Below are 23,515 nucleotides of genomic sequence, written 5' to 3'. Positions count from 1 at the left end.
TTAAAACTAGATAAAAGGGTTACAATAGTGAATATTACCCTACTTGAACTTATTGCCTTTCATTATTAATTATTTGCCTTCCGTATTTTTTCCCTTTACCCATGAAAAAAGAGAATAACGTTAAAGTGTGGTGTCTGAATGAATTTGTCAATTGCAGCATTAGAAAACATGAAATTAAAAGAGTTATACGAGCTTGCGAAAGAATTTAAGATTTCGTATTATAGCAAGTTAACGAAAAAAGAGTTAATTTTTTCCATTTTGAAAGCTCGAGCAGAAAAAGAAGGTTTCTTTTTCATGGAAGGCGTATTAGAAATTATTCAATCAGAAGGATTTGGATTCCTACGTCCTATCAACTATTCTCCAAGCTCAGAAGATATTTATATCTCAGCTTCGCAAATTCGTCGTTTCGATTTACGTAATGGAGACAAGGTTTCTGGTAAAGTACGACCTCCGAAAGAAAATGAACGCTATTTTGGGTTATTACAAGTTGAAGCTGTAAACGGAGATGATCCAGATTCAGCAAAAGAGCGTGTGCATTTCCCTGCATTAACACCATTATACCCAGATCGCCAAATGAAATTGGAAACGGAACCGAAAAAGTTACCGACACGCATCATGGATTTAATCGCACCAGTTGGATTTGGACAACGTGGTTTAATTGTTGCGCCTCCAAAGGCTGGTAAAACAAGTCTATTAAAAGAAATCGCGCATAGTGTTACAACAAATCATCCGGAAGCAGAATTAATTGTACTTTTAATTGATGAGCGTCCAGAGGAAGTAACAGACATTGAACGTTCTGTTAAAGGAGATGTTGTAAGTTCTACTTTTGATGAAGTACCAGAAAATCATATTAAAGTAGCTGAGCTTGTGTTAGAACGTGCGATGCGTCTTGTAGAGCACAAGAAAGATGTTATCATTTTAATGGATAGTATTACCCGTTTAGCTCGAGCTTACAACCTCGTTATTCCACCAAGTGGTAGAACATTATCAGGTGGTATCGATCCAGCCGCCTTCCATAGACCGAAGCGTTTCTTTGGAGCTGCGCGTAATATTGAAGAAGGCGGTAGCTTAACAATTTTAGCAACAGCCCTTGTTGATACAGGATCCCGTATGGACGATGTTATTTACGAGGAATTTAAAGGAACTGGAAATATGGAACTTCACTTAGATCGTTCATTAGCTGAACGTCGTATCTTCCCGGCGATCGATATTCGCCGTTCTGGTACACGTAAAGAAGATCTATTAATTCCAAAAGAACATTTAGACAAGTTATGGGGCATTCGTAAAACAATGCGTGATACACCAGACTTCGTTGAAAGTTTCTTACGTAAGCTTCGTCAAACTAAGACAAATGAAGAGTTTTTACAAAACATTGTTGCAGACTCAAAAAGGTATGTAACAACTAAGTAAAGGGAAAAATCAGGACTCGCTTATTTTATAGTAAGCGAGTTTTTTATGCTGTTTAGGTGATATTAAAGAGAGAGATAAGTGAGAGAACCTTAGCCAGTCAGAGCTAAACGAGCCGTCTCCACTTTAAGATAATATCCAGCTCCAGCGGCTAGAATGGTCGGTGGCTTCGCGTCTTCCTACGAGGTAAAAAGCACCTCTACGTCAGAAGCTCCATCCCCCCTCCCATTCTGAACGAGCCGCGTGCGCTTTAAGGTGATATCGAGCTCCAGCGGCTAAAATCTCCGGTCATTTCACTCTCTCGCTCGAAGCAAAAAGCGCTTCAAGGTCGAGAGTTCCAATGCCCTGCGATTTTGAACGAGCCGCTTCTGCTTTTAAATGATATCCAGTTCCGGTGGCTAGCTCTTCGCATCTAAGAACCTTCCGCCCGAAAGGTAAAAAGCACCTTTAGGGCGAAAGAACCTTAACTGGTCAGAGCTGAGCGAGCCACCTCCACTTTAAATTTAATATCCAGCTCCAGCGGCTAGAATGGTCGGTGGCTTCGCGTCTTCCTACGAGGCAAAAAGCGCCTCTACGTCAGAAGCTCCATCCCCCTCCCATTCTGAACGAGCCGCTTGCGCTTTTAAAATTAAAAAGACAAAAACAGGTAGTTGCAAAATGAAGTTAGCCTTGTTATAATTTCATCATATGTGTTTCATCAATATAGTTGTGTATGCAGCTGAAGATGAAAAACTCTGTTTCGAAAATGATTCAGGGCGGAAGGAGATGAAAAGAATGAAAGCAGGAATTCACCCAGATTACAAGAAAGTTGTATTCATGGACACAAACACAGGCTTCAAATTCTTAAGCGGATCTACTAAAGGATCTAACGAAACTGTTGAGTGGGAAGATGGTAACACTTATCCATTACTAAAAGTTGAGATCAGTTCTGATTCTCACCCATTCTACACTGGACGTCAGAAGTTTGCTACTGCAGACGGACGCGTTGACCGCTTCAATAAGAAATACGGTCTTAAGTAATAAAAACATAAAACAGGCAAGTGTATGTATTCGCTTGTCTGTTTTTTTTGCGAAAATATTATACCTTTACCCTACTTTTAACTGAAAAGTAGATGAAAGGAGAGCTTCATGTACTTAATAAATCAAAATGGCTGGATTGAAGTGATTTGCGGTAGTATGTTTTCTGGCAAGTCAGAAGAGCTAATCCGCCGTGTGCGCCGTACGCAATTTGCAAAACAACATGCAATTGTATTTAAACCATGTATTGATAATCGATATAGTGAAGAAGATGTAGTATCACATAACGGATTAAAGGTAAAAGCAGTTCCTGTTTCAGCTTCAAAGGATATATTTGAACATATTACAGAAGAGCTGGATGTTATTGCAATCGATGAGGTGCAATTTTTTGATGGGGACATTGTGGAAGTGGTGCAAGTATTGGCAAATCGTGGCTATCGTGTCATTGTAGCTGGTTTAGACCAAGATTTCCGTGGTCTACCATTTGGACAAGTTCCTCAGCTGATGGCGATTGCTGAACATGTGACAAAACTACAAGCAGTATGTTCTGTATGTGGATCTCCAGCAAGTCGTACACAACGATTAATTGATGGAGAACCAGCGGCATTTGATGATCCAATTATTTTAGTTGGAGCTTCAGAATCGTATGAACCGCGTTGTCGTCATTGTCATGCAGTACCTGCAAACAAAGATAAGTAAAACTCGCTGCGCAAGGCGGGTTTTTTTCAAAATAGAGAGAATGAGCGGTGTGAGCCGCTTACGCTTTTAAATATATCTAGTTCTGGTGGCTAGCTCTTCGCATCTAAGAACCTTCCGCCCGAAAGGTAAAAAGCACCTTTAGGTCGAAAGAACCTTAGCTGGTCAGAGCTGAAAGAGCCACCGCCACTTTTAAATATAATTTGCGTTTTTTTGAGTAAGTACCATATACTATTTGTATTAGATACTAGGATGTAGAGGTGAATGATGTGTTAGATCGTTTGCAAGCTGTAGAAAATCGTTATGAGAAGTTAAATGAATTGTTAAGTGATCCAGCGATTATTAGTGATTCAAATAAGCTTCGTGAATATTCAAAGGAACAGTCTGATATACAGGAAACGGTAGAGGTGTATCGTGAGTATAAGGATGTTCGTGAGCAATTAAAAGATGCGAAAGCAATGTTAGAAGATAAGTTAGACGCAGAAATGCGTGAAATGGTAAAAGAAGAAGTTTCTGAGTTAGAATCACAAGATAAAACATTATCAGAGCGTCTGAAAATTTTACTTGTTCCAAAAGACCCTAATGATGATAAGAACGTTATCGTTGAGGTTCGTGGAGCTGCTGGTGGAGATGAGGCAGCTTTATTTGCTGGTGACTTATACCGTATGTATAGCCGTTACGCTGAGGTACAGGGCTGGAAAACGGAGATTATTGAGGCTAGCTATACAGAGTTAGGTGGATATAAAGAGATTATCTTTATGATTAATGGTAAAGGTGCTTTCGCGAAGCTGAAATTCGAGAATGGTGCTCACCGTGTACAACGTGTTCCTGAAACGGAATCTGGTGGACGTATTCATACATCTACAGCAACTGTAGCTGTATTACCAGAGGCAGAAGAAGTAGAAATTGATATTCATGAGAAAGATGTTCGTGTTGATACATTCGCTTCTAGTGGACCTGGTGGACAGAGCGTTAATACAACGATGTCAGCGGTGCGTTTAACGCATTTACCGACTGGTGTAGTTGTATCTTGTCAGGATGAGAAATCACAGATCAAGAATAAAGAAAAAGCGATGAAAGTATTACGCGCACGTGTTTATGATAAGTTTAGACAAGAAGCGCAAGCTGAGTATGATCAAAACCGTAAACAAGCTGTTGGTACGGGAGATCGTTCAGAGCGTATTCGTACGTATAACTTCCCGCAAAACCGTGTTACAGACCATCGAATCGGTTTAACGATTCAAAAGCTAGATCAAATCTTACAAGGTAAGTTAGATGATTTCATCAATGCCTTAGTGATGGAAGATCAGGCTCAAAAGATGGAGGCAGCTGAGTAATGCGTGTCTATGAAGCCCTGAAATGGGCTTCTTCTTTTTTACAGGAAAATGGACGAGATGAAAATGCGGGAGAAATTGTCCTTTGTCATGTATTAAAGGTGAACAGAACAGGATTACTTATGAATATGCGTGAAGAAATAACTGAGGATCAAGAGAAAAGCTTTACGGAGTTTATCCACAAGCATGTAGAAGGTATTCCTATTCAATATATGATTGGTTATGAAATGTTTTATGGACGGTCTTTCTTTGTGAATGAAGAAGTATTAATACCAAGACCGGAAACAGAAGAGCTTATAGTGGGAGTATTAGAAAGAATCGAGCGCCATTTTGGTGATGAGAAACTACATGTAGCAGATATAGGTACAGGTAGTGGAGCGATTTCTATTACGCTTGCTTTAGAAAATGAAAATCTTCATGTTTATACAGTAGATATTGCACAAGAGTCGATTGAAGTTGCAAAAGAAAATGCAAAAGCTTTAGGTGCAGAAGTAACGTTCTATCACGGTGATTTATTGTCACCATTTCATAAAACGGGTCAAAAGCTAGATGTTGTTGTTTCAAATCCTCCATATATACCGGAAGAGGATTGGCGTGGTCTTTCTCCTGTTGTGAAAGAGCATGAGCCGAAGAGAGCACTTGTTGGTGGTGAAGATGGATTAGATTTCTATCGCCGTTTTATGGAAGAATTGCCGAATGTGTTGCAGAAGAAAGCGATTGTGGCGTTTGAAATTGGAGTAGGACAAGGTGAGGATGTAAAAAGATTGTTACAACAAGCTTTTCCACATGCTCATGTTGAGGTTGTTTTCGATATTAACGGAAAAGATCGTATGGTATTTGCAGAGATGGAGTAAGGTTCACACCTTACTCTATTTTTTTGTGGAAAAATTCATATAGATTTTGAATTTAATAGTTTAGAAAGATGAAAGTCTGTCCACACTGTTTGTAGAAGGGACGGTGGAGGAAATGAAAAAACAAGTTATTGCTTATCTTCTTATACTATTAATTGGTGCACAGTTACTTGTGCAGTTTGGATATATGAAAGCTGATGCGAAAGGGCCTTCAGTTATTCCGAAAGAGGCCGTTCGATTAAGAATTTTAGCAAATAGTGATTCAGATAAAGACCAGGCATTAAAGCGTAAAGTGCGTGATGAAGTAAAAGCACAAATTGATGGATGGGTAGCGGATTTAACTTCATTTGAAGAGGCACGCAAAGTAATTCAAAGTCATATTCCAGAAATCGAGGAAACGGTGGAAAATACGTTAAAAAGAGAAGGAAGTAAAGATTCATTTCAAGTGAAATTTAGTAAGAATGTAAAGTTTCCTACAAAGGTATATGGGAATTTTATTTATCCAGCAGGAGAATATGAAGCAGTATTAATCACAATTGGAGAAGGTGAAGGGGCGAACTGGTGGTGTGTATTATTTCCACCAATGTGTTTCTTAGATTTTTCGAGCGGGACAGCTGTAAGAAAAGAAGAGCACGTTGTGAAGGCGGAATCTCCTGAAGAGGAGCAGGTGAAACAACTAGATGAGGAAGTAATAGATAAAGAAGAGAAGAAAGTAGATAAGGTAAAAGAAACGAAAGCTGTAAAGCAGGAAGTAGTAAAAAAAGTAACAGCTTCTGAAAAGAAAGTAGTAAAAAATGAAACAAAAGTCGAAGAGCAGCCTGTAAGTAAAGAAGAAATAAAAACTGTGGAAAAAGTGGAGAAACCTGTGGAGAAAAAACAAGAAAAACAAAATGAGTATGTAAAAGTAGAAGAGGAAGAAGAAAAGCCAGAAGTTAAATTGTTTATTGTAGAGGCTTTTACATCTTTATTCTCTAAATAGTACTATTAATAAATCCCTCTTCATATATAAAAATGAGGAGGGATTTATTATGAAGAAAGTGTATTTTGCTACGAAAGCAGATGTGGAAAGATTACATTCTTTTTTCGGACAAGCTAATAAAAAAGATGATAAAATAAATGAGTTGTACGCACAATTTATGATTTTGGAAGAAGCGGAAGAAATACGAGCTGTAATTGGTTATGAACAAAGTGGGGAAGATGTGCTTATTCGTTCTTGTTTATTCACACCTCATGTGGATAAACAGACTTTCTTATATTTTTTTGAAATGTTTTTGCAGTATATGAAAGAAAAAAGTGTTCAACAATTGTACTTACTAACAAATCATCCACAATCTGTACCGATCTTTCAGTTTTTTGACTTTTTTACTATAGAAAAGGATGAGGTTCCAGAGGGAATTCAACAGCTAGAACATTTTTGTAAAAATATAAAAGAGCAGAATGCAATAATACTAAATTGTCAGCTATTCACAAAGTTATCCACGGATTAATTAGGTTTATCCACATTTTGTGGATAAACCTTGTTTGTCTTTTGGATAAATCTCATAGTAAACTAAAAATAGACAAGTATTTAAGGGTAGAAAAGGACGTGGAAAAAAATGCATACAAACATGTGGGTTGTGGATAATGTTGTGGAAAGAAAAAAATATTATCCACAGTTACAAGAAGCAGCAAAATTATTAAGAGAAAATGAGGCGGTGGCTTTCCCTACGGAAACAGTATATGGGTTAGGGGCAAACGCGATGGATGATGAAGCAATCGCGAAAATTTTCGAAGCGAAAGGAAGACCGAGTGATAATCCACTCATTGTCCACATAGGTACAAAATCTCAGTTAGATGGGATTGTGAAAGAAATTCCACCAGTTGCAGAGAAGTTAATGGCGCATTTTTGGCCAGGACCATTAACAATTATTTTGCCGAGAAAAGAAGGGATTTCAGAGAAGGTGACAGCAGGACTTAATACGGTTGGAGTAAGAATGCCTGATCATCCAATTGCACTTGCTCTTATTGAAGAGGCGAATGTACCTGTTGCAGCACCAAGTGCGAATCGTTCAGGGCGTCCAAGTCCAACATTAGCTTCTCACGTATATGAAGATTTGAATGGGAAGATTGCAGGTATTGTTGATGGTGGTGCAACTGGAGTAGGCGTTGAATCAACTGTAATTGATTGTACAAGCGCGATTCCAACAATATTACGTCCAGGTGGGATTACGAAAGAACAATTAGAAGCGGTGATAGGTACTGTTTCTTTAGATCCAGCTTTAAAGGATGAGAAGGAAAAACCGAAATCGCCTGGAATGAAATACACACATTATGCCCCGAAAGCACCACTTAGTATTGTTGAGGGCTCACGTGAGTTTATTCAGCATCTTGTGGATGAGAAAAAGGAAGAAGGATTTAAAGTAGGCGTATTAACGACAGAAGAGTATCAGCATGTATATAGTGCAGATGTTATATTATCTTGTGGTGTTAGAAGTGACTTAGCTAGTGTTGCGACTAAATTATATGATGTACTTAGAACATTTGATGCAAGTGAAGTGGATGTTATTTTTAGTGAGTCATTCCCTAATGAAGGAATAGGAAATGCAATTATGAATCGTTTAACAAAAGCGGCAGGACATCATATTATTATTGAATGATAAGGTAAGATTAGCAAACAGAATATTTCTCCTTGGATAAGCATATTGTGAAGTAGCACGTCCAAGGAGGGGCATGAATGACGTTTGAACAGCTAATACCTTTAATAATTATGGCATTCGCCTTAGGGATGGATGCGTTCTCGGTGAGTCTTGGTATGGGGATGATACCCCTAAAGTTAAGACAAATCCTGTATATTGGTATGACGATAGGGATATTTCATATTATTATGCCGTTTATAGGAATGGTACTAGGTCGTTTTTTATCAGAGAAGTATGGAGATATCGCACATTTTGCGGGTGCTATTTTATTAATCGGACTAGGGTTTTATATCGTATATTCGAGCATTTTACAAAATGAAGAGACTAGAACAGCCCCTATTGGAATTAGTTTATTCGTATTTGCATTTGGCGTCAGTATAGATAGTTTCTCAGTAGGACTTAGTCTTGGTATTTATGGGGCACAAACAATTATTACGATTTTACTTTTTGGATTTGTTAGCATGTTATTAGCGTGGATGGGTTTATTAATCGGGAGACATGCGAAAGATATGCTCGGTACATATGGTGAGATAGTAGGGGGTATCATTTTAGTTGGGTTTGGATTATATATCCTTTTTCCTATATAATTTTATGTAGGAGGGAATTATGAACAAGCTATTGGAATGGTATGTTAAATTTTTAACCTTCTATCCTCGATGGCTAAGAAGGCTTATAATTTGGGGTATTATTTTGCAAATTTCGATGTTAGGTTGGATTAAGTTAATTCGTGAATGGTGAGATAGTTCCTTTCTGTGAATATTTTGTTTGTACTATATTTATTGCGCTAAAAATTACAGATATAGAAAGGATGAGATGAATGACGAGATTGAAGCAAGTTTTTGGTATTATTATTAGTTTTTTTGTTTTTTGGTTTAGTATGCTCGGTGTACAAATGTTTGCTGAGTTTTTAGATATTGAGTCATTGAAATTTGTTGCGGGAAAGACTGAGGCGGCGCGTGCCTTTTACTCTCCGTACCCATTTTTAATTGTTTTTCTTATTACATTGCTTTCCCTATACTTCTTCGTAATTAAGCTAGGGAAGCCGAAAAAAGAGAAAATGCCTACTTTAGAGGAAAAGAAGGAAGAATTACAATGAGAAAATCCCCTGCTAAAAAGCAGGGGATTTTATATTTGAGTGATGGGAGGAATCTAGCCGTCTTGCTTTTAAATATATCCAGCTCCAACGGCTAGAATGGTCGGTGGCTTCGCGTCTTCCTGCGAGGCAAAAAGCGCCTCTACGTCAGAAGCTCCATCCCCCTCTCATTCTGAGCGAGCCGCTTCCGCTTTTAGATGATATTCAGCTTCAGCGGCTAGAATCTCCGGTCATTTCGCTCTCTCGCATGAAGCAAAAAGCGCTTCAAGGTCGAGAGCTTGAAGTGTCCTGCGATTCTGAACGAGCCGCTTCCGCTTTTAGATATTATCCAGTTCCAGTGGCCAGCTCTTCGCATCTAAGAACCTCCCGCACGAAAGGTAAAAAGCACCTTTTGTGCGAGAGAACCTTAGCTGGTCAGAGCTAAACGGGCCACTTCCACTTTTAGATATTATCCAGCTTCAGCGGCTAGAATCTCCGGTCATTTCGCTTTCTCGCATGAAGCAAAAAGCGCTTCAAGGTCGAGAGCTTGAAGTGTCCTGCGATTCTGAACGAGCCGCTTCCGCTTTTAGATTGGCCTAACCAATTCAAATTGTTCTCCTAATTTTGCATAGTTGTGTCCTGCTAGGCGGCTTATTGGTTTGAGTCCTTCGGCGTGAATGCGCCCTTTTTCATATAGATGTTCGGCAACGTGGAAACGAACGACGCGTCCAATTAGTAGATCACAAGCTGGTGAGTCTTCCGTTCCGCCAAGTGGAATTGCACGTTCTAATACGCATTCCATTCGAATATTTGCTTCTTTTACACCTGGAACAGAGATGACTTCACTTTCGATTGGGGTTAGTTTTGCTAGTTCAATTTCACTTTCATTTGGCGGGAGGTTAGCTGCTGTTTCGTTAATTGCTGCTACATATGATTCGTCAGAAATATGTACGACAAATTCTCCTTTTTCAATTGCGTTTCGGGAAGTGTCCTTTCTTTCTCCGACTTTTCGTTGTACAGATACTGAGATAAGTGGTGGATTAGCAGCGACAATATTGAAATAACTATATGGTGCTCCGTTTAGTACGCCTTCTTTTGTTACAGAAGTAACGAATGCGACAGGACGAGGGATGATACTTCCAGTAAGTAATTTGTAATTATCTTTTTCAGTTTGTTCATTTGGATTAATGGATAACATGCTTGTAATCCCCTTTCTAAATATGAATACTTATTGTTTGTTTACAAGATAACGATGAGAAAATCCTGCTGGAAATAATATTTTGTTTCATAAAAAGAACTTACTTCAATTGTAATGAAGTAAGTTCTTTTTTCAAGAATCTCAAATTTGAGATAAAAATTAAAGTAAAACGTATGCCCCAGGTCCGATTAAAGCTACACCAACAGCGACAGCGATTAACATTAAGTTATATTCATATCCGTTTTGGGTTACCCAGTAACCATTTTTTCCGTGAACAGTGAAGATAGCCATTAACATTGTTCCAATGATAAATAATGAACCAACTACAATGAAAATACCTGATGCAAATAAGAAACCACCTAGTAATTCAGTTGCGCCAGCCATAAATGCCATAAATACACCAGGACGTAAACCGATTGACTCCATCCAGCCACCTGTTCCTTTTAAACCGTAACCGCCGAACCAACCAAATAATTTTTGAGCACCATGACCCATGAATGTAATTCCTATAATAAGACGAATAATAAGTAGACCGAAATCCATCATTTTTAAAAACCTCCTAAAAGTTATTAACTTACCTTACGTAAGTAATAATAAAATAGTTACTTACTTTAGTCAAGTGGATTTTGAAAAAAGTTTGAATTAAATTTTACAAATTAACAACAAAAAATAAAATGTAGTAAAGACCTCTAGACAAGTTGGGCAAAAAAAGAGAAAATATAAATAGAAGTTAACTTCTAATTGTTATTCAGACAATCAGAATTGACTGGAATTTTGTGAAGCGCTACAATAAGAGTCTATTAGTAATGACGTAATTTATTTCGAAAGCGTTTTTACAGTATAATATTCGAAGTATGAAGTCTTACATGTATCCCGAGCTTTACTAGGGATTGCCCTATAAACTTTTAGGTAAATTATAAGGAGGACTATCCTATGTTTAAAAAATTATTCGGTCTTGGTTCAAAAACAAATGAAGAAACAATCGTAGCTCCATTAACTGGAGCAGTGAAAAATATTGAAGAAGTACCAGATCCAGTATTTGCTGGTCGTATGATGGGTGACGGTGTTGCAATCGATCCTACTGAAGGTGTAGTTGTATCTCCAGTTGATGGTGAAATCGTACAATTATTCCACACAAAACATGCTATCGGAATTAAAGCGAAAAACGGTACAGAAATTTTAATCCACGTTGGATTAGAAACTGTAAAAATGGAAGGCGAAGGTTTCGAAGCTCACGTTTCTGAAGGCCAAGCTGTAAAAGCTGGAGATAAATTAATCTCATTCGACTTAGAATTAATCCGTGAAAAAGCGAAAAGCACAATTACTCCAATTGTTATTACAAACACAGATGCAGCTGAGTCTATTAAGACAACTGTAGGCGTAGCAGCTACAAAAGGTTCAACAGAAGTAATGAAAGTTACAATGAAATAATTGCAATATAAGAGGAATCCGTTTCGTATGAAATGGATTCCTTATTTTTGTTGCATGTTCAGCATGTATGTTAAAATACTCTAGGCACTTGGAAATAGGGTTTCACATATATGTGGATAAGGCGCATTTTTCTTAGAAAAAATATAAGAGAAATGCGCCTTTTGTATATTCACATTTCTTTTGTTCTATTCTAATGTAAGTTATGATGAATGGTAAGAAATCGAATATAGGGGTGGGTTTGAATGAAACGAGTGTTATTTGTTTGTACTGGCAATACATGTCGTAGTCCAATGGCTGAGGCGTTGCTTCGTCATCACGGAGGAGATAAGTTTGAAGTGCAATCTGCTGGTGTTTTCGCCTATCCTGGGAGCGATGCATCGGTACATGCGAAGGAAGCTTTAGCTGAAAAAGGAATTTTAATTGATCATGCGGCGCAGCAAGTAAATGAAACTTTGCTTGATTGGGCTGATATTGTCGTAACGATGACAGAAAACCATAAGCAAATTGTACTTGGGCATTATCCGAGCGTTGAAAAGAAATTAAATACGTTATATGGATTAACTGAAGGTATAGGCAAGGACATTTCAGATCCATTTGGAGGCTCGCTTTCTATTTATAAAGAAACGTTAGATGAGATGGAAAAACTTGTACAAACTTTACTGAAAAAACATTCAGTAGGTTGATGTTTCGTGTATAATACGATATTGGAGATCACTTCTTCCTATGTGAGGTAGCGAGTGTGAAATGAAGATAATTGATTGAAAATTTGGAGGGGTAAAAATGAAAGTAGTAATAGCATCTGATCACGGCGGTATGAATATCCGCAAAGAACTTGTAAGTTTATTAGAAGAGTTAAATATTGAATATATTGATTTAGGTTGTGAATGTGAAGCTGGTTCTGTTGATTACCCTGACTTTGCGTTTCCAGCAGCTGAAATGGTAGCGAATGGTGAAGTGGATCGTGGTATTTTAGTTTGTGGGACAGGCATTGGTATGTCAATCGCAGCAAACAAAGTAAATGGTATCCGTTGTGCGTTAGTTCATGATACTTTCAGCGCGAAAGCAACGAGAGAGCATAATGACACTAACATGCTAGCGATGGGCGAGCGTGTAATTGGTGCTGGTCTAGCGCGTGATATCGCGAAAATCTGGTTAACAACTGACTATGAAGGTGGTCGTCACGAAAACCGCGTAGGAAAAATTAAAACATACGAAACAAAGTAATAGATTCTAACTATCAGTAGTGTGAAATATAATTTGGTGAACCAACCTGTGAAAGGAAGAGGCGTAATGACAGAAATCGTAAAGGTAAGAGAACAGCTACAAATGTCGCTTTCTGATTTCCAAGAACAAGCTTCATTACAAAGCGGTCAAATTTTTGTAGTGGGTTGTAGCACGAGCGAAGTGCTAGGCGAAAGAATTGGAACATCAGGAACGATGGAAGTAGCAGAGGCGATTTTCTCTGAGTTAAAACAATTTCAAGAGCAAACAGGTATTGAATTAGCGTTTCAATGTTGTGAGCATTTAAACCGTGCTTTAGTAGTTGAGAGAGAAGTAGCGATAAAATATCAATTTGAAATTGTAACAGTTACGCCTGTTAGATCAGCAGGTGGTGCATTGGGGACATACGCGTATCACAATTTGAAAGATCCGGTAGTAGTTGAGTTTATTAAAGCTGATGCAGGAATGGATATTGGTGATACATTTATCGGTATGCATTTAAAGCATGTAGCTGTTCCGGTTCGTACAAGTGTGAAGGCAATTGGAAGTGCGCATGTAACGATGGCCAAAACACGTGGAAAACTAATTGGTGGAGCGCGTGCTGTCTATGCGGCAGTGGAAGAGACTACCACTTGCCGTTAAATATGAGAAATTAGGAAGTCATATAGTAACTGTTTATCATAAGATAAAAGGTATGTTGTCTGACTTTATAATAGAAGAAAGAAAAGACCGATTTTCGGTCTTTTTTTTCTTTTATGATATAGAAAGTCATGTTAGAATGTAGTTGAAAACATGAAGGTTCGAAAGAATTACAACCTGAATTTTCGTTTTTTCTGAATAAATAAGAAAAAACTGTTGGGAATCGATGTAATTCGTTCAGAAAAGGGGGATTTTGGTGGATCATTTAAAACGTCAAGATGAAAAGGTATTTGCTGCAATTGAGGCAGAACTAGGAAGACAGCGTTCAAAGATTGAGTTAATTGCTTCGGAAAACTTCGTAAGTGAAGCAGTAATGGAGGCACAAGGTTCTGTTTTAACGAATAAGTATGCTGAAGGATATCCTGGAAAACGTTACTATGGTGGCTGTGAACACGTAGACGTAGTAGAAGATATCGCACGTGATCGCGTGAAAGAAATTTTCGGCGCAGAGCACGTAAATGTTCAACCACACTCTGGTGCACAAGCGAACATGGCAGTATACTTTACGATTTTAGAGCAAGGCGATACAGTACTTGGTATGAACTTATCTCATGGTGGTCACTTAACACACGGAAGCCCTGTTAACTTCAGTGGAGTACAATATAATTTCGTAGAATATGGCGTGGATGCTGACTCTCACCGTATTAATTACGATGATGTATTAGCAAAAGCGAAAGAACATAAACCAAAATTAATCGTTGCAGGTGCAAGTGCATACCCTCGTGTTATCGATTTCAAGCGATTCCGTGAGATTGCAGATGAAGTGGGCGCTTATTTAATGGTTGATATGGCACATATCGCTGGTTTAGTAGCTGCTGGTTTACACCCAAATCCAGTACCACATGCACATTTCGTTACAACGACAACACATAAAACGTTACGTGGTCCGCGTGGTGGTATGATTTTATGTGAAGAGCAATTTGCAAAACAAATTGATAAATCAATCTTCCCTGGTATTCAAGGTGGTCCACTTATGCACGTAATCGCTGCAAAAGCTGTTGCATTTGGTGAAGCACTTCAAGATGATTTCAAAACATATGCACAAAATATCATTAACAATGCGAACCGCTTAGCTGAAGGTCTTCAAAAAGAAGGACTTACACTTGTTTCTGGCGGAACAGACAATCACTTAATCTTGATTGATGTTCGTAACTTAGAAATCACAGGTAAAGTAGCAGAGCACGTATTAGATGAAGTTGGTATTACAGTGAACAAAAATACAATTCCATTTGAAACAGCAAGCCCATTTGTAACAAGTGGTGTACGTATCGGTACAGCAGCTGTAACATCTCGTGGTTTCGGTTTAGAAGAAATGGATGAAATTGCGTCACTTATTGCTTATACATTAAAAAATCATGAAAATGAAGTTGCATTAGAAGAAGTACGTAAGCGTGTAGAAGCGTTAACTAGCAAATTCACAATGTATCCAAATCTATAATAGATTGAAGAAGACTGCCGAGACTTAATTGTTTTGGCGGTCTTTTTTGTGGACATATATTATTTTTAAAGTATGTATACAAATGATGAATAAATTTTGGCGATATAATGAAGGATACAGCTCCCATAATTGGTAAAGATACTAGATAGATTCATCGTAAAATCATGATTTTGCCAAATTTGCCCTTGAATATTAGTAGCGTTTTCTTTACAATCGTAAATAGTGTAAAAAAGCGTGCAAACGCATGAATATCATCTAAAGGAGAGATTCACATGGGAAAACTGTATGTATTTGATCACCCGTTAATTCAACATAAGATTACATATATTCGCGATAAGAATACAGGTACGAAAGATTTTCGTGAATTAGTGGACGAAGTAGCAAGTTTAATGGCTTTCGAAATTACTCGCGACCTTCCACTTAAGGACATTGAAATTGAAACACCTGTAAGCAAAGCGACAACAAAAGTGATCGCTGGTAAAAAACTTGGTTTAATTCCGATTTTACGTGCAGGTTTAGGAATGGTTGATGGAATTCTGAAATTAATTCCAGCAGCAAAAGTAGGACACGTTGGTTTATACCGTGACCCTAAAACATTGCAACCGGTAGAATACTATGTGAAACTTCCAACGGATGTAGAAGAGCGTGACTTTATCGTACTAGATCCGATGCTAGCAACAGGTGGTTCTGCGGCTGAAGCAATTAACTCTCTGAAAAAGCGCGGTGCGAAACAAATTAAATTAATGTGTATCGTTGCAGCTCCAGAAGGGGTAAAAGTAGTACAAGAAGAACATCCTGATGTTGATATTTATGTAGCAGCATTAGATGAGAAATTAAATGACCACGGATATGTAGTACCAGGTCTTGGTGATGCTGGTGACCGTTTATTCGGAACGAAGTAAGACAACTGACGAGCAGGGGAGATTCCCCAGCTCGTCTTTTTTGTTGTAAGCAAGTAGGGGAGGGGGAGAGGATAAATATACATCGTATATACAACATAAGTTGCATACAACTCACATATAATATAGAAGTCTTACGTCTGAGGAACACTATATTATGGAAGAAAAGCGTTATATCTCGAAAATATAATAGTGACAAACTTGTGAACATTTCCTTCTATTATAAAGAGAAAACTGTTAGAAATTGCATATATGTAACCAGTATTTAGAAGGGGAACGTTTTCATTTTTGGGAGGAAATGCCTAATACTCAAATTTTTAGATTTTTTACGATTTCTCGTTGACACTGTTAATACCCTATTGTATGCTAACAACGGGGATAGATGGTAGGGCTTTCAGTGACAAAATTACATCTATTCCGTGACGAAAATGTAAACTTTTTGTTTTGTATAGGATTTATGCAAAAAAATGAGTTATTATTAACACATCGTGAATGAGGGTTACATATTGGAGGGATGAATCCTTGCAAAAAAACGATCGCAGCCATATAAAAGCTTATGCTTTAATGTCAGGTATTCTTGCTCAATTAGTCGGTTCTATTCTTGTTGGAATCTTTGGTGGGCAGTGGATTGATAATAAGGTTGGAACGTTTCCGTTGTTTCTTATTATAGGGTTATTACTCGGACTAGGAACAGGGGTATACGCAATGATTCGACTCATTCGACATTACTATTCGGGAGAGCAATGATGATAGACGTACATGGACTTGTCCAAAGACAAAAGAAATATATGTACTACTTGCTTGCGCTTCTAGTGCTAGGATGGGGATTTACCTCTTACAAGGATGTATTTCTTGGACTGATTATCGGGACGATTTTCAGTTTTCTTAGTTTGCGCATCATTGCACGTAGAACAGACAAGCTGCTAGATCGCGTAACAAATGGAGAAAACGTGAAGTTCAAGGCAACAGCGGTAAGTACATATTCAAGATTCGCCACGATTGGGTTATTAATTTTATTTGCAGCCAAATATCAAGAGTTAATCGCGATGTGGGGCCTAGGTGTAGGATTGCTGACAGGATACCTTGTCATGATCATAGATTTTCTTTATTTAGAGTATAAGAGCAGGGAAGAGAGGTGAATTACTAGTGGAACACGGTAGATTAGTTGAATTTCTAGGTTTAACGTTCGATTTGTCGTCAGTTATGATGGTTACTGTAGCAGCAGTTATTGTTTTCTTAATCGCTGTTATCGGAACTCGCAGCTTAGCTCTTCGCCCAACAGGAATGCAAAACTTCATGGAATGGGTGTTTGACTTCGTGAAAGGGATTATCAATAGTACGATGGACTGGAAAACAGGTGGACGTTTCTTAACGCTTGGCGTTACGCTTATCATGTTTATCATCGTATCGAACTTCCTTGGTTTACCATTCATGTATTCAGCAACTGAAGCTGGCGAACATATTGCATGGTGGAGATCACCAACGTCTGATCCAGCAGTTACATTAACATTAGCCGTGATGGTAGTTACCCTCACCCATTATTATGGAATTAAGATGAAGGGTACGAAAGAGTACGTAAAAGGTTATTTCCAACCTATGAAATTCTTATTCCCATTAAAGGTTATTGAGGAGTTTGCTAACACATTAACGTTAGGTCTTCGTTTATTTGGTAACATTTATGCAGGTGAGATCTTATTAGGATTACTTGCTAAGTTGGGCGGAGCATCATTCCTTGGCGCATTAGGTGCACTTGTACCTATGTTAGCGTGGATGGGATTCAGTGTATTCGTTGGTTCAATCCAGGCATTTATTTTCGTAATGTTAACGATGGTTTATATGGCTCATAAAGTAAGCCATGACCATTAATATAATTTAAGTAAGAAAAAATTTATTTTTTTATAATACAAAGGAGGACAAATTAAATGAGTTTAGGTGTAATCGCAGCTGCAATTGCAATTGGTTTATCAGCATTAGGTGCAGGTATTGGTAACGGTCTTATCGTATCACGTACAATCGAAGGTGTTGCTCGTCAACCAGAACTAAAAGGCGCACTTCAAACAATTATGTTCATCGGGGTTGCTTTAGTTGAGGCACTTCCAATCATCGGTGTAGTTATTGCTTTCATCGTAATGAACAAATAAGGGAGACTCCCCTTACATAGATGGCGAAGAGTGTTTTTCCGAACTTTCTTCGCCATTGCTTTATGAATGAAACGTATGTCTTTTTTTTTCATATGATCAATTTAGATATTTTGAAGGGAGTGAATCCTTGTGCCAACTTTATTATTAGGTGCTGCCATTCCATTTGGAACGATTGCTTATACATTGTTCATTTTCTTACTTCTATTAGTAATGCTACGCAAATTTGCGTGGGGTCCTTTAATGGGAATTATGAAAGAACGTGAAGAGCATGTTACTAATGAAATCGACGCTGCAGAAAGAAGTAATGCTGAGGCGAAGAAGTTAGTAGAAGAACAACGTGAAATGTTAAAACAATCACGTGTTGAAGCACAAGAGTTAATCGAAAGAGCGAAAAAGCAAGCTGTAGATCAAAAAGATGTTATTGTTGCTGCTGCGAAAGAAGAAGCAGAATCAATTAAAGCATCTGCTGTACAAGAAATTCAACGCGAAAAAGAGCAAGCAATTGCTGCTTTACAAGAACAAGTTGCTTCTTTATCTGTTCAAATTGCTTCTAAAGTAATTGAAAAAGAATTAAAAGAAGAAGATCAAGTGAAGTTAATTCGCGATTATATTAAAGAAGTAGGAGAAGCGCGATGAGCAATGGGATTGTAGCAAAACGTTATGCTGTCGCTCTTTTTAAAATTGCTAAAGAAAAACACGTATTAGAAATGTTTGAAGAGGAATTACGCCTTGTACAAAACGTTTATGTAAAGAACGGAGAACTACATAGCTTTTTAACGCAACCGAACATTTCAAAGGAACAAAAGAAAACGTTTCTTGCAAACGTATTCGGATCTGTTTCTGAATCTATTTTAAATACGTTATATATTTTAATTGATAACAAACGCATTGATATCTTACCTGAAATTGCAGATGAATATGTTGTTCTTGCTAATGAAGAACGTAACGTAGCGGACGCAACTGTATATTCTACTCGTCTTCTATCAGAAGAAGAGAAGCTTAACATTGCAGAAGCATTTGCGAAGAGAACAGGAAAAGATGCAATTCGCGTGAAAAATGTTGTAGATGAAGATTTACTAGGCGGCATTAAAGTACGTATTGGAAATCGCATTTATGATGGAAGTTTACAAGGAAAATTAGCACGTATTCAGCGTGAATTAATGAAGAATAGATAGGGGTGAAGCACATGAGCATCAGAGCTGAAGAAATTAGCGCACTGATAAAGCAACAAATCGAGAACTATCAGTCTGAAATCGAAGTTAGTGATGTTGGTACAGTTATCCAAGTTGGTGACGGTATCGCGCGTGCTCATGGTCTTGATAACGTTATGGCTGGTGAACTTGTAGAGTTCTCTAACGGCGTTATGGGACTAGCACAAAACTTAGAGGAAAATAACGTAGGTATTATCATTTTAGGACCTTACACAGAAATTCGTGAAGGTGACGAAGTTCGTCGTACTGGTCGCATCATGCAAGTACCGGTAGGAAAAGAACTAATTGGTCGTGTTGTAAACCCATTAGGTCAACCAGTTGATGGTTTAGGCCCAATCAATACAACAAACACTCGTCCAATTGAAAGTCCAGCACCAGGTGTAATGGATCGTAAATCTGTTCATGAGCCACTTCAAACAGGTATTAAAGCGATCGATGCTCTTGTACCAATTGGCCGTGGTCAACGTGAGTTAATCATCGGTGACCGTCAAACTGGTAAAACAGCGGTTGCACTTGATACAATCATTAACCAAAAAGATGAAGATATGATTTGTATCTATGTAGCAATTGGACAAAAAGAATCAACTGTACGTAACGTAGTAGAAACACTACGTAAGCACGGTGCATTAGAGTACACAATCGTTGTAACTGCATCTGCTTCTCAACCAGCTCCATTATTATACCTAGCTCCTTACGCTGGTGTAACAATGGGTGAAGAGTTCATGTACAATGGTAAACACGTATTAGTAGTATATGATGACTTATCAAAACAAGCAGCGGCTTACCGTGAGCTGTCATTACTATTACGTCGTCCTCCAGGTCGTGAAGCTTACCCAGGGGATGTATTCTACTTACATTCTCGCTTATTAGAGCGTGCAGCAAAATTAAGTGATGCAAAAGGCGGCGGTTCTTTAACTGCACTACCTTTCATCGAAACACAAGCAGGGGACGTATCAGCATACATCCCAACAAACGTAATTTCTATTACGGATGGACAAATCTTCTTACAATCTGACCTATTCTTCTCTGGCGTACGTCCAGCGATCGATGCGGGTACTTCTGTATCTCGTGTAGGTGGATCTGCTCAGATTAAAGCAATGAGTAAAGTATCAGGTACACTTCGTCTTGACCTTGCATCTTACCGTGAGTTAGAAGCGTTCGCTCAGTTCGGTTCTGACCTTGATAAAGCAACTCAAGCGAAATTAAACCGTGGTGCTCGTACTGTTGAGGTATTAAAACAAGGATTACACAAACCATTACGTGTAGAGAAACAAGTTATCATTCTTTACGCTTTAACACGTGGATTCCTAGATGATATCCCAGTAGTAGATATCACTCGTTTCGAAGAAGAATTCCATGCTTGGTTAGATTCTAATGCGACTGACTTATTAGAAGAAATCCGCACAACTAAGAAACTTGCGGATGACGACAAATTTGCAGCAGCAATTAATGGATTTAAAAAAGTATTCGTAGCTTCTGAATAATAAAAGCAGAAGCGGCTCGTTTAAGCCGCTGCAGCTAGATAGTATATATAAAGGCATCTCAATTTCTGAGATTGCTGACGGTTATGTAAAGGAAAAGAGTAGGTGCACCTATTCTTTTCCTTCAATCATGAGCAAGAATATCTTGCAACGTAGATTAGGAAGAGGATTCTTACTAATCGTGCCAACTTCCGGAAAAAAGGTGGTGAAAACCTGTGGCATCTTTACGCGATATAAAAGCGAAGATTAACTCGACAAAGAAAACGAGTCAAATTACGAAAGCGATGGAGATGGTATCTGCATCTAAGTTAAACCGTGCAGAGCAAAATGCTAAATCTTTCGTTCCGTATATGGAAAAGATTCAAGAAGTAGTAGCGAGCATTGCGCAAGGAAGTAAAGGAATTAATCATCCGATGCTAAATGCGCGTCCTGTAAAGCGTACAGGATACATCGTTATTACATCTGATCGCGGACTAGCAGGTGGTTATAACAGTAACGTATTACGTACAGTAAGTAACGTAATTCGTGAACGTCATAATATGGATTCAAACCAATATTCAATTATTGTGCTTGGACGACTAGGACGTGATTATTTAAAACGTCGCGGCTTTAACATCATTGATGAAGTAGTTGGACTATCTGACCACCCATCATTTACTGATATTAAAGACCTTGCTTCTCGAGCAATTGCGATGTTCGCAGATGGTGCTTATGATGAGCTGTACATTTACTACAACCATTACGTAAGTAAAATTTCACAAGAGGTAACGGAAAATAAAATTTTACCGCTTACTGATGTGGCGTCTGACAAACCGACGACAGCTTATGAATTCGAACCTTCTGAAGAAGAAATTTTAAAAGTACTATTGCCACAATACGCAGAAAGCTTAGTGTACGGTGCATTACTAGACGGTAAAGCAAGTGAACACGCAGCGCGTATGACAGCAATGAAGAGTGCTACAGACAACGCAATGGAAGTTATCGATTCACTTACACTTTCATTCAACCGTGCGCGTCAGGCAGCGATTACGCAAGAAATTACGGAAATCGTTGGTGGAGCAGCAGCGTTAGAATAGTATTAAAAGGCGGAAGCGGTTCGTTCAGAATGAGAGGGGGATGGAGCTTTTGACGTAGAGGCGATTTGTGCCTCGTAGGAAAAAGCGAAGCCACCGAACATTCTAACCGCTGGAGCTAGATTCAATAAAAAGCGGAAGCGGCTCTGTCAAAAGAGTCGCGTAAGCTATAAACCAATAAAAAATTAAAAGCTAGCTGCTCGTAGAAAGTTGGCTAATTAAAAGAAAGCTAGGAGGGAACCCGATGAATAAAGGGCGCGTTACGCAAATCATGGGTCCGGTTGTAGACGTTAAGTTTGATGGCGGAAAGCTACCAGAAATCTACAACGCCCTTACGGTAAAACAAAGCAACGAAAACGGAAGTATTAACTTAACATTTGAAGTTGCACTTCATTTAGGTGATGATACAGTTCGTACAGTTGCAATGTCTTCCACAGATGGACTTGTTCGTGGCACAGAAGTAGAAGATACTGGTAAACCAATCTCTGTACCAGTTGGTGATGTAACACTTGGTCGCGTATTTAACGTATTAGGTGATGCAATTGACTTAGATGGTGAGGTTCCTGCAGATGTACATCGTGATCCAATTCACCGTCAAGCACCTGCATTCGAAGAATTATCTACTAAAGTAGAAATTCTTGAAACTGGTATTAAAGTAGTAGACTTACTTGCTCCTTACATTAAGGGTGGTAAGATCGGCCTATTCGGTGGTGCCGGCGTAGGTAAAACAGTATTAATTCAGGAATTAATTAACAACATCGCACAAGAGCACGGTGGTATCTCTGTATTCGCTGGTGTAGGTGAGCGTACTCGTGAGGGTAATGACTTATACCACGAAATGAGCGATTCTGGCGTAATCAAGAAAACTGCGATGGTATTTGGACAAATGAACGAGCCACCTGGAGCACGTCAACGTGTTGCATTAACAGGTTTAACAATGGCTGAGCATTTCCGTGATGAGCAAGGACAAGACGTACTTCTGTTCATCGATAACATCTTCCGTTTCACGCAAGCGGGTTCTGAAGTATCTGCCCTTCTTGGTCGTATGCCATCTGCGGTAGGTTACCAACCAACACTTGCAACAGAAATGGGTCAATTACAAGAGCGTATTACATCTACAAATAAAGGGTCTATCACGTCTATCCAAGCGGTATATGTACCAGCCGATGACTATACTGACCCAGCACCAGCTACAACGTTCGCTCACTTAGATGCAACAACAAACTTAGAGCGTCGTTTAACGCAAATGGGTATTTACCCAGCCGTAGATCCATTAGCATCTACATCTCGTGCACTTTCTCCAGAAATCGTAGGAGAAGAACATTATGAAGTAGCTCGTCAAGTACAGCAAACTTTACAACGTTATAAAGAACTTCAAGATATCATCGCTATCTTAGGTATGGATGAGTTATCTGAAGAAGATAAGTTAGTTGTACATCGTGCTCGTCGTATTCAATTCTTCTTATCTCAAAACTTCCACGTAGCTGAGCAGTTTACAGGTCAAAAAGGTTCTTACGTACCTGTAAAGAATACAGTTAGTGGTTTCAAAGAAATTCTAGAAGGAAAATATGATGACCTTCCAGAAGATGCATTCCGCTTAGTAGGTGGCATTGAAGAAGTTATTGAAAACGCGAAGAAAATGATGGCGTAAGGCCTTAGGAGGGACGAAGT

At 38.6% G+C, this 23,515-nt stretch carries 29 protein-coding genes; 27 read left to right on the top strand and 2 right to left on the bottom strand.

Features of this window, described 5'->3' with window-relative positions; genetic code table 11:
* Positions 1-138: 138 nt before the first annotated feature.
* The 11 genes from rho to MKY21_RS26825 all read left to right on the top strand — a co-directional run bounded on the left by rho (position 139) and on the right by MKY21_RS26825 (position 9,076).
* Positions 139-1,410 carry a transcription termination factor Rho gene (gene rho / locus MKY21_RS26875; RefSeq protein ID WP_001053903.1) on the top strand — a complete coding sequence of 424 codons (1,272 nt, stop codon included), beginning with the start codon at positions 139-141 and terminating at the stop codon, positions 1,408-1,410.
* A gap of 771 nt (positions 1,411-2,181) precedes the next feature.
* Positions 2,182-2,427 carry a type B 50S ribosomal protein L31 gene (locus tag MKY21_RS26870; protein WP_000643433.1) on the top strand — a complete coding sequence of 82 codons (246 nt, stop codon included), beginning with the start codon at positions 2,182-2,184 and terminating at the stop codon, positions 2,425-2,427.
* A gap of 108 nt (positions 2,428-2,535) precedes the next feature.
* The gene (locus MKY21_RS26865) at positions 2,536-3,123 is read left to right on the top strand and encodes a thymidine kinase (protein WP_000280859.1); all 588 of its coding nucleotides are present in this window, start codon (positions 2,536-2,538) and stop codon (positions 3,121-3,123) included.
* A 266-nt stretch (positions 3,124-3,389) separates the two neighbouring features.
* On the top strand, positions 3,390-4,457 hold the full coding sequence (gene prfA / locus MKY21_RS26860; RefSeq protein WP_000887064.1) for a peptide chain release factor 1: 1,068 nt from the start codon (positions 3,390-3,392) through the stop codon (positions 4,455-4,457).
* On the top strand, positions 4,457-5,308 hold the full coding sequence (prmC, locus tag MKY21_RS26855) for a peptide chain release factor N(5)-glutamine methyltransferase (protein ID WP_001267055.1): 852 nt from the start codon (positions 4,457-4,459) through the stop codon (positions 5,306-5,308). The genes prfA and prmC overlap by 1 nt, the downstream gene beginning before the upstream one ends.
* A gap of 112 nt (positions 5,309-5,420) precedes the next feature.
* Positions 5,421-6,284, top strand: a complete 864-nt coding sequence (gene spoIIR / locus MKY21_RS26850; protein WP_061664293.1) for a stage II sporulation protein R — start codon at positions 5,421-5,423, stop codon at positions 6,282-6,284.
* A 49-nt stretch (positions 6,285-6,333) separates the two neighbouring features.
* Positions 6,334-6,792: a mechanosensitive ion channel protein gene (locus MKY21_RS26845; protein ID WP_000758437.1), complete on the top strand. Its 459-nt coding sequence runs from the start codon at positions 6,334-6,336 to the stop codon at positions 6,790-6,792.
* A gap of 108 nt (positions 6,793-6,900) precedes the next feature.
* On the top strand, positions 6,901-7,941 hold the full coding sequence (locus MKY21_RS26840) for an L-threonylcarbamoyladenylate synthase (protein WP_061664289.1): 1,041 nt from the start codon (positions 6,901-6,903) through the stop codon (positions 7,939-7,941).
* A gap of 77 nt (positions 7,942-8,018) precedes the next feature.
* Positions 8,019-8,567, top strand: coding sequence for a manganese efflux pump MntP (locus tag MKY21_RS26835; RefSeq protein WP_000142463.1), 549 nt, complete (start codon positions 8,019-8,021; stop codon positions 8,565-8,567).
* Positions 8,568-8,586: 19 nt separating this feature from the next.
* On the top strand, positions 8,587-8,718 hold the full coding sequence (locus MKY21_RS26830) for a hypothetical protein (RefSeq protein WP_001037636.1): 132 nt from the start codon (positions 8,587-8,589) through the stop codon (positions 8,716-8,718).
* A 79-nt stretch (positions 8,719-8,797) separates the two neighbouring features.
* Complete coding sequence (locus MKY21_RS26825; RefSeq protein ID WP_000197472.1) at positions 8,798-9,076, top strand: DUF3935 domain-containing protein; 279 nt, start codon at positions 8,798-8,800, stop codon at positions 9,074-9,076.
* Between the two features lie 562 nt (positions 9,077-9,638).
* Here MKY21_RS26825 and MKY21_RS26820 read toward each other — a convergent pair.
* Together MKY21_RS26820 and MKY21_RS26815 are read right to left on the bottom strand one after the other, a co-directional pair.
* Positions 9,639-10,250 carry a flavin reductase family protein gene (locus MKY21_RS26820; RefSeq protein WP_000949056.1) on the bottom strand — a complete coding sequence of 204 codons (612 nt, stop codon included), beginning with the start codon at positions 10,248-10,250 and terminating at the stop codon, positions 9,639-9,641.
* A gap of 159 nt (positions 10,251-10,409) precedes the next feature.
* Positions 10,410-10,796 carry a DoxX family protein gene (locus tag MKY21_RS26815; RefSeq protein ID WP_000968615.1) on the bottom strand — a complete coding sequence of 129 codons (387 nt, stop codon included), beginning with the start codon at positions 10,794-10,796 and terminating at the stop codon, positions 10,410-10,412.
* 387 nt (positions 10,797-11,183) lie between these two features.
* On the opposite strand from MKY21_RS26815, the gene MKY21_RS26810 reads away from it, so the two are divergent.
* The 16 genes from MKY21_RS26810 to atpD all read left to right on the top strand — a co-directional run bounded on the left by MKY21_RS26810 (position 11,184) and on the right by atpD (position 23,495).
* A complete protein-coding gene (locus tag MKY21_RS26810; RefSeq protein WP_000473665.1) occupies positions 11,184-11,681 on the top strand; it encodes a PTS sugar transporter subunit IIA in 498 nt (165 codons plus the stop codon).
* Positions 11,682-11,923: 242 nt separating this feature from the next.
* Complete coding sequence (locus tag MKY21_RS26805) at positions 11,924-12,364, top strand: low molecular weight protein arginine phosphatase (RefSeq protein WP_000832369.1); 441 nt, start codon at positions 11,924-11,926, stop codon at positions 12,362-12,364.
* A gap of 97 nt (positions 12,365-12,461) precedes the next feature.
* Positions 12,462-12,905 carry a ribose 5-phosphate isomerase B gene (gene rpiB, locus MKY21_RS26800; RefSeq protein ID WP_000869542.1) on the top strand — a complete coding sequence of 148 codons (444 nt, stop codon included), beginning with the start codon at positions 12,462-12,464 and terminating at the stop codon, positions 12,903-12,905.
* A gap of 66 nt (positions 12,906-12,971) precedes the next feature.
* Complete coding sequence (locus tag MKY21_RS26795) at positions 12,972-13,544, top strand: TIGR01440 family protein (protein WP_000136376.1); 573 nt, start codon at positions 12,972-12,974, stop codon at positions 13,542-13,544.
* Positions 13,545-13,797: 253 nt separating this feature from the next.
* Positions 13,798-15,039, top strand: coding sequence for a serine hydroxymethyltransferase (gene glyA, locus MKY21_RS26790; RefSeq protein WP_000349809.1), 1,242 nt, complete (start codon positions 13,798-13,800; stop codon positions 15,037-15,039).
* Positions 15,040-15,311: 272 nt separating this feature from the next.
* A complete protein-coding gene (gene upp, locus MKY21_RS26785) occupies positions 15,312-15,941 on the top strand; it encodes a uracil phosphoribosyltransferase (protein ID WP_000517539.1) in 630 nt (209 codons plus the stop codon).
* A gap of 379 nt (positions 15,942-16,320) precedes the next feature.
* Positions 16,321-16,434: a DUF4024 domain-containing protein gene (locus tag MKY21_RS26780; RefSeq protein WP_000232962.1), complete on the top strand. Its 114-nt coding sequence runs from the start codon at positions 16,321-16,323 to the stop codon at positions 16,432-16,434.
* Positions 16,435-16,460: 26 nt separating this feature from the next.
* Positions 16,461-16,685 carry an AtpZ/AtpI family protein gene (locus MKY21_RS26775; RefSeq protein WP_001171223.1) on the top strand — a complete coding sequence of 75 codons (225 nt, stop codon included), beginning with the start codon at positions 16,461-16,463 and terminating at the stop codon, positions 16,683-16,685.
* Positions 16,685-17,077: an ATP synthase subunit I gene (locus tag MKY21_RS26770; protein ID WP_000567600.1), complete on the top strand. Its 393-nt coding sequence runs from the start codon at positions 16,685-16,687 to the stop codon at positions 17,075-17,077. The genes MKY21_RS26775 and MKY21_RS26770 overlap by 1 nt, the downstream gene beginning before the upstream one ends.
* Positions 17,078-17,084: 7 nt before the next feature.
* Positions 17,085-17,804 carry a F0F1 ATP synthase subunit A gene (gene atpB / locus MKY21_RS26765; RefSeq protein WP_086392762.1) on the top strand — a complete coding sequence of 240 codons (720 nt, stop codon included), beginning with the start codon at positions 17,085-17,087 and terminating at the stop codon, positions 17,802-17,804.
* Positions 17,805-17,860: 56 nt separating this feature from the next.
* A complete protein-coding gene (gene atpE / locus MKY21_RS26760) occupies positions 17,861-18,079 on the top strand; it encodes a F0F1 ATP synthase subunit C (RefSeq protein WP_000052064.1) in 219 nt (72 codons plus the stop codon).
* A gap of 129 nt (positions 18,080-18,208) precedes the next feature.
* Positions 18,209-18,715 (top strand): F0F1 ATP synthase subunit B, encoded by a 507-nt coding sequence (atpF, locus tag MKY21_RS26755; RefSeq protein WP_001142618.1) that lies wholly within the window; start codon positions 18,209-18,211, stop codon positions 18,713-18,715.
* Positions 18,712-19,254, top strand: coding sequence for a F0F1 ATP synthase subunit delta (gene atpH / locus MKY21_RS26750; RefSeq protein WP_000064683.1), 543 nt, complete (start codon positions 18,712-18,714; stop codon positions 19,252-19,254). The genes atpF and atpH overlap by 4 nt, the downstream gene beginning before the upstream one ends.
* An 11-nt stretch (positions 19,255-19,265) precedes the next feature.
* The gene (gene atpA, locus MKY21_RS26745; RefSeq protein ID WP_000027518.1) at positions 19,266-20,774 is read left to right on the top strand and encodes a F0F1 ATP synthase subunit alpha; all 1,509 of its coding nucleotides are present in this window, start codon (positions 19,266-19,268) and stop codon (positions 20,772-20,774) included.
* Between the two features lie 212 nt (positions 20,775-20,986).
* Positions 20,987-21,847 (top strand): F0F1 ATP synthase subunit gamma, encoded by an 861-nt coding sequence (gene atpG / locus MKY21_RS26740; RefSeq protein ID WP_000157696.1) that lies wholly within the window; start codon positions 20,987-20,989, stop codon positions 21,845-21,847.
* A gap of 241 nt (positions 21,848-22,088) precedes the next feature.
* On the top strand, positions 22,089-23,495 hold the full coding sequence (gene atpD / locus MKY21_RS26735; protein WP_001032593.1) for a F0F1 ATP synthase subunit beta: 1,407 nt from the start codon (positions 22,089-22,091) through the stop codon (positions 23,493-23,495).
* Positions 23,496-23,515: the final 20 nt, after the last annotated feature.

The organism is Bacillus sp. FSL R9-9497 (genome assembly GCF_038005805.1).
Lineage (GTDB): Bacteria > Bacillota > Bacilli > Bacillales > Bacillaceae_G > Bacillus_A > Bacillus_A cereus.
Note: the sequence above shows the minus strand (reverse complement) of the source record. Positions and strands in the feature narration are given on the sequence as shown.

Excerpts from the sequence above, each read along its gene's own strand:
- MKY21_RS26825 (WP_000197472.1), top strand. The coding sequence starts at position 8,798 with ATGACGAGATTGAAGCAAGTTTTTGGTATTATTATTAGTTTTTTTGTT.
- prmC (WP_001267055.1), top strand. The coding sequence starts at position 4,457 with ATGCGTGTCTATGAAGCCCTGAAATGGGCTTCTTCTTTTTTACAGGAA.
- atpD (WP_001032593.1), top strand. The coding sequence starts at position 22,089 with ATGAATAAAGGGCGCGTTACGCAAATCATGGGTCCGGTTGTAGACGTT.
- MKY21_RS26795 (WP_000136376.1), top strand. The coding sequence starts at position 12,972 with ATGACAGAAATCGTAAAGGTAAGAGAACAGCTACAAATGTCGCTTTCT.
- MKY21_RS26840 (WP_061664289.1), top strand. The coding sequence starts at position 6,901 with ATGCATACAAACATGTGGGTTGTGGATAATGTTGTGGAAAGAAAAAAA.
- MKY21_RS26865 (WP_000280859.1), top strand. The coding sequence starts at position 2,536 with ATGTACTTAATAAATCAAAATGGCTGGATTGAAGTGATTTGCGGTAGT.
- MKY21_RS26845 (WP_000758437.1), top strand. The coding sequence starts at position 6,334 with ATGAAGAAAGTGTATTTTGCTACGAAAGCAGATGTGGAAAGATTACAT.
- MKY21_RS26870 (WP_000643433.1), top strand. The coding sequence starts at position 2,182 with ATGAAAGCAGGAATTCACCCAGATTACAAGAAAGTTGTATTCATGGAC.
- rpiB (WP_000869542.1), top strand. The coding sequence starts at position 12,462 with ATGAAAGTAGTAATAGCATCTGATCACGGCGGTATGAATATCCGCAAA.
- spoIIR (WP_061664293.1), top strand. The coding sequence starts at position 5,421 with ATGAAAAAACAAGTTATTGCTTATCTTCTTATACTATTAATTGGTGCA.
- MKY21_RS26810 (WP_000473665.1), top strand. The coding sequence starts at position 11,184 with ATGTTTAAAAAATTATTCGGTCTTGGTTCAAAAACAAATGAAGAAACA.
- atpH (WP_000064683.1), top strand. The coding sequence starts at position 18,712 with ATGAGCAATGGGATTGTAGCAAAACGTTATGCTGTCGCTCTTTTTAAA.
- MKY21_RS26805 (WP_000832369.1), top strand. The coding sequence starts at position 11,924 with ATGAAACGAGTGTTATTTGTTTGTACTGGCAATACATGTCGTAGTCCA.
- MKY21_RS26815 (WP_000968615.1), bottom strand. The coding sequence starts at position 10,796 with ATGATGGATTTCGGTCTACTTATTATTCGTCTTATTATAGGAATTACA.
- upp (WP_000517539.1), top strand. The coding sequence starts at position 15,312 with ATGGGAAAACTGTATGTATTTGATCACCCGTTAATTCAACATAAGATT.
- MKY21_RS26820 (WP_000949056.1), bottom strand. The coding sequence starts at position 10,250 with ATGTTATCCATTAATCCAAATGAACAAACTGAAAAAGATAATTACAAA.
- MKY21_RS26770 (WP_000567600.1), top strand. The coding sequence starts at position 16,685 with ATGATAGACGTACATGGACTTGTCCAAAGACAAAAGAAATATATGTAC.
- MKY21_RS26830 (WP_001037636.1), top strand. The coding sequence starts at position 8,587 with ATGAACAAGCTATTGGAATGGTATGTTAAATTTTTAACCTTCTATCCT.
- MKY21_RS26780 (WP_000232962.1), top strand. The coding sequence starts at position 16,321 with ATGGTAGGGCTTTCAGTGACAAAATTACATCTATTCCGTGACGAAAAT.
- rho (WP_001053903.1), top strand. The coding sequence starts at position 139 with ATGAATTTGTCAATTGCAGCATTAGAAAACATGAAATTAAAAGAGTTA.
- atpE (WP_000052064.1), top strand. The coding sequence starts at position 17,861 with ATGAGTTTAGGTGTAATCGCAGCTGCAATTGCAATTGGTTTATCAGCA.
- atpA (WP_000027518.1), top strand. The coding sequence starts at position 19,266 with ATGAGCATCAGAGCTGAAGAAATTAGCGCACTGATAAAGCAACAAATC.
- MKY21_RS26835 (WP_000142463.1), top strand. The coding sequence starts at position 8,019 with ATGACGTTTGAACAGCTAATACCTTTAATAATTATGGCATTCGCCTTA.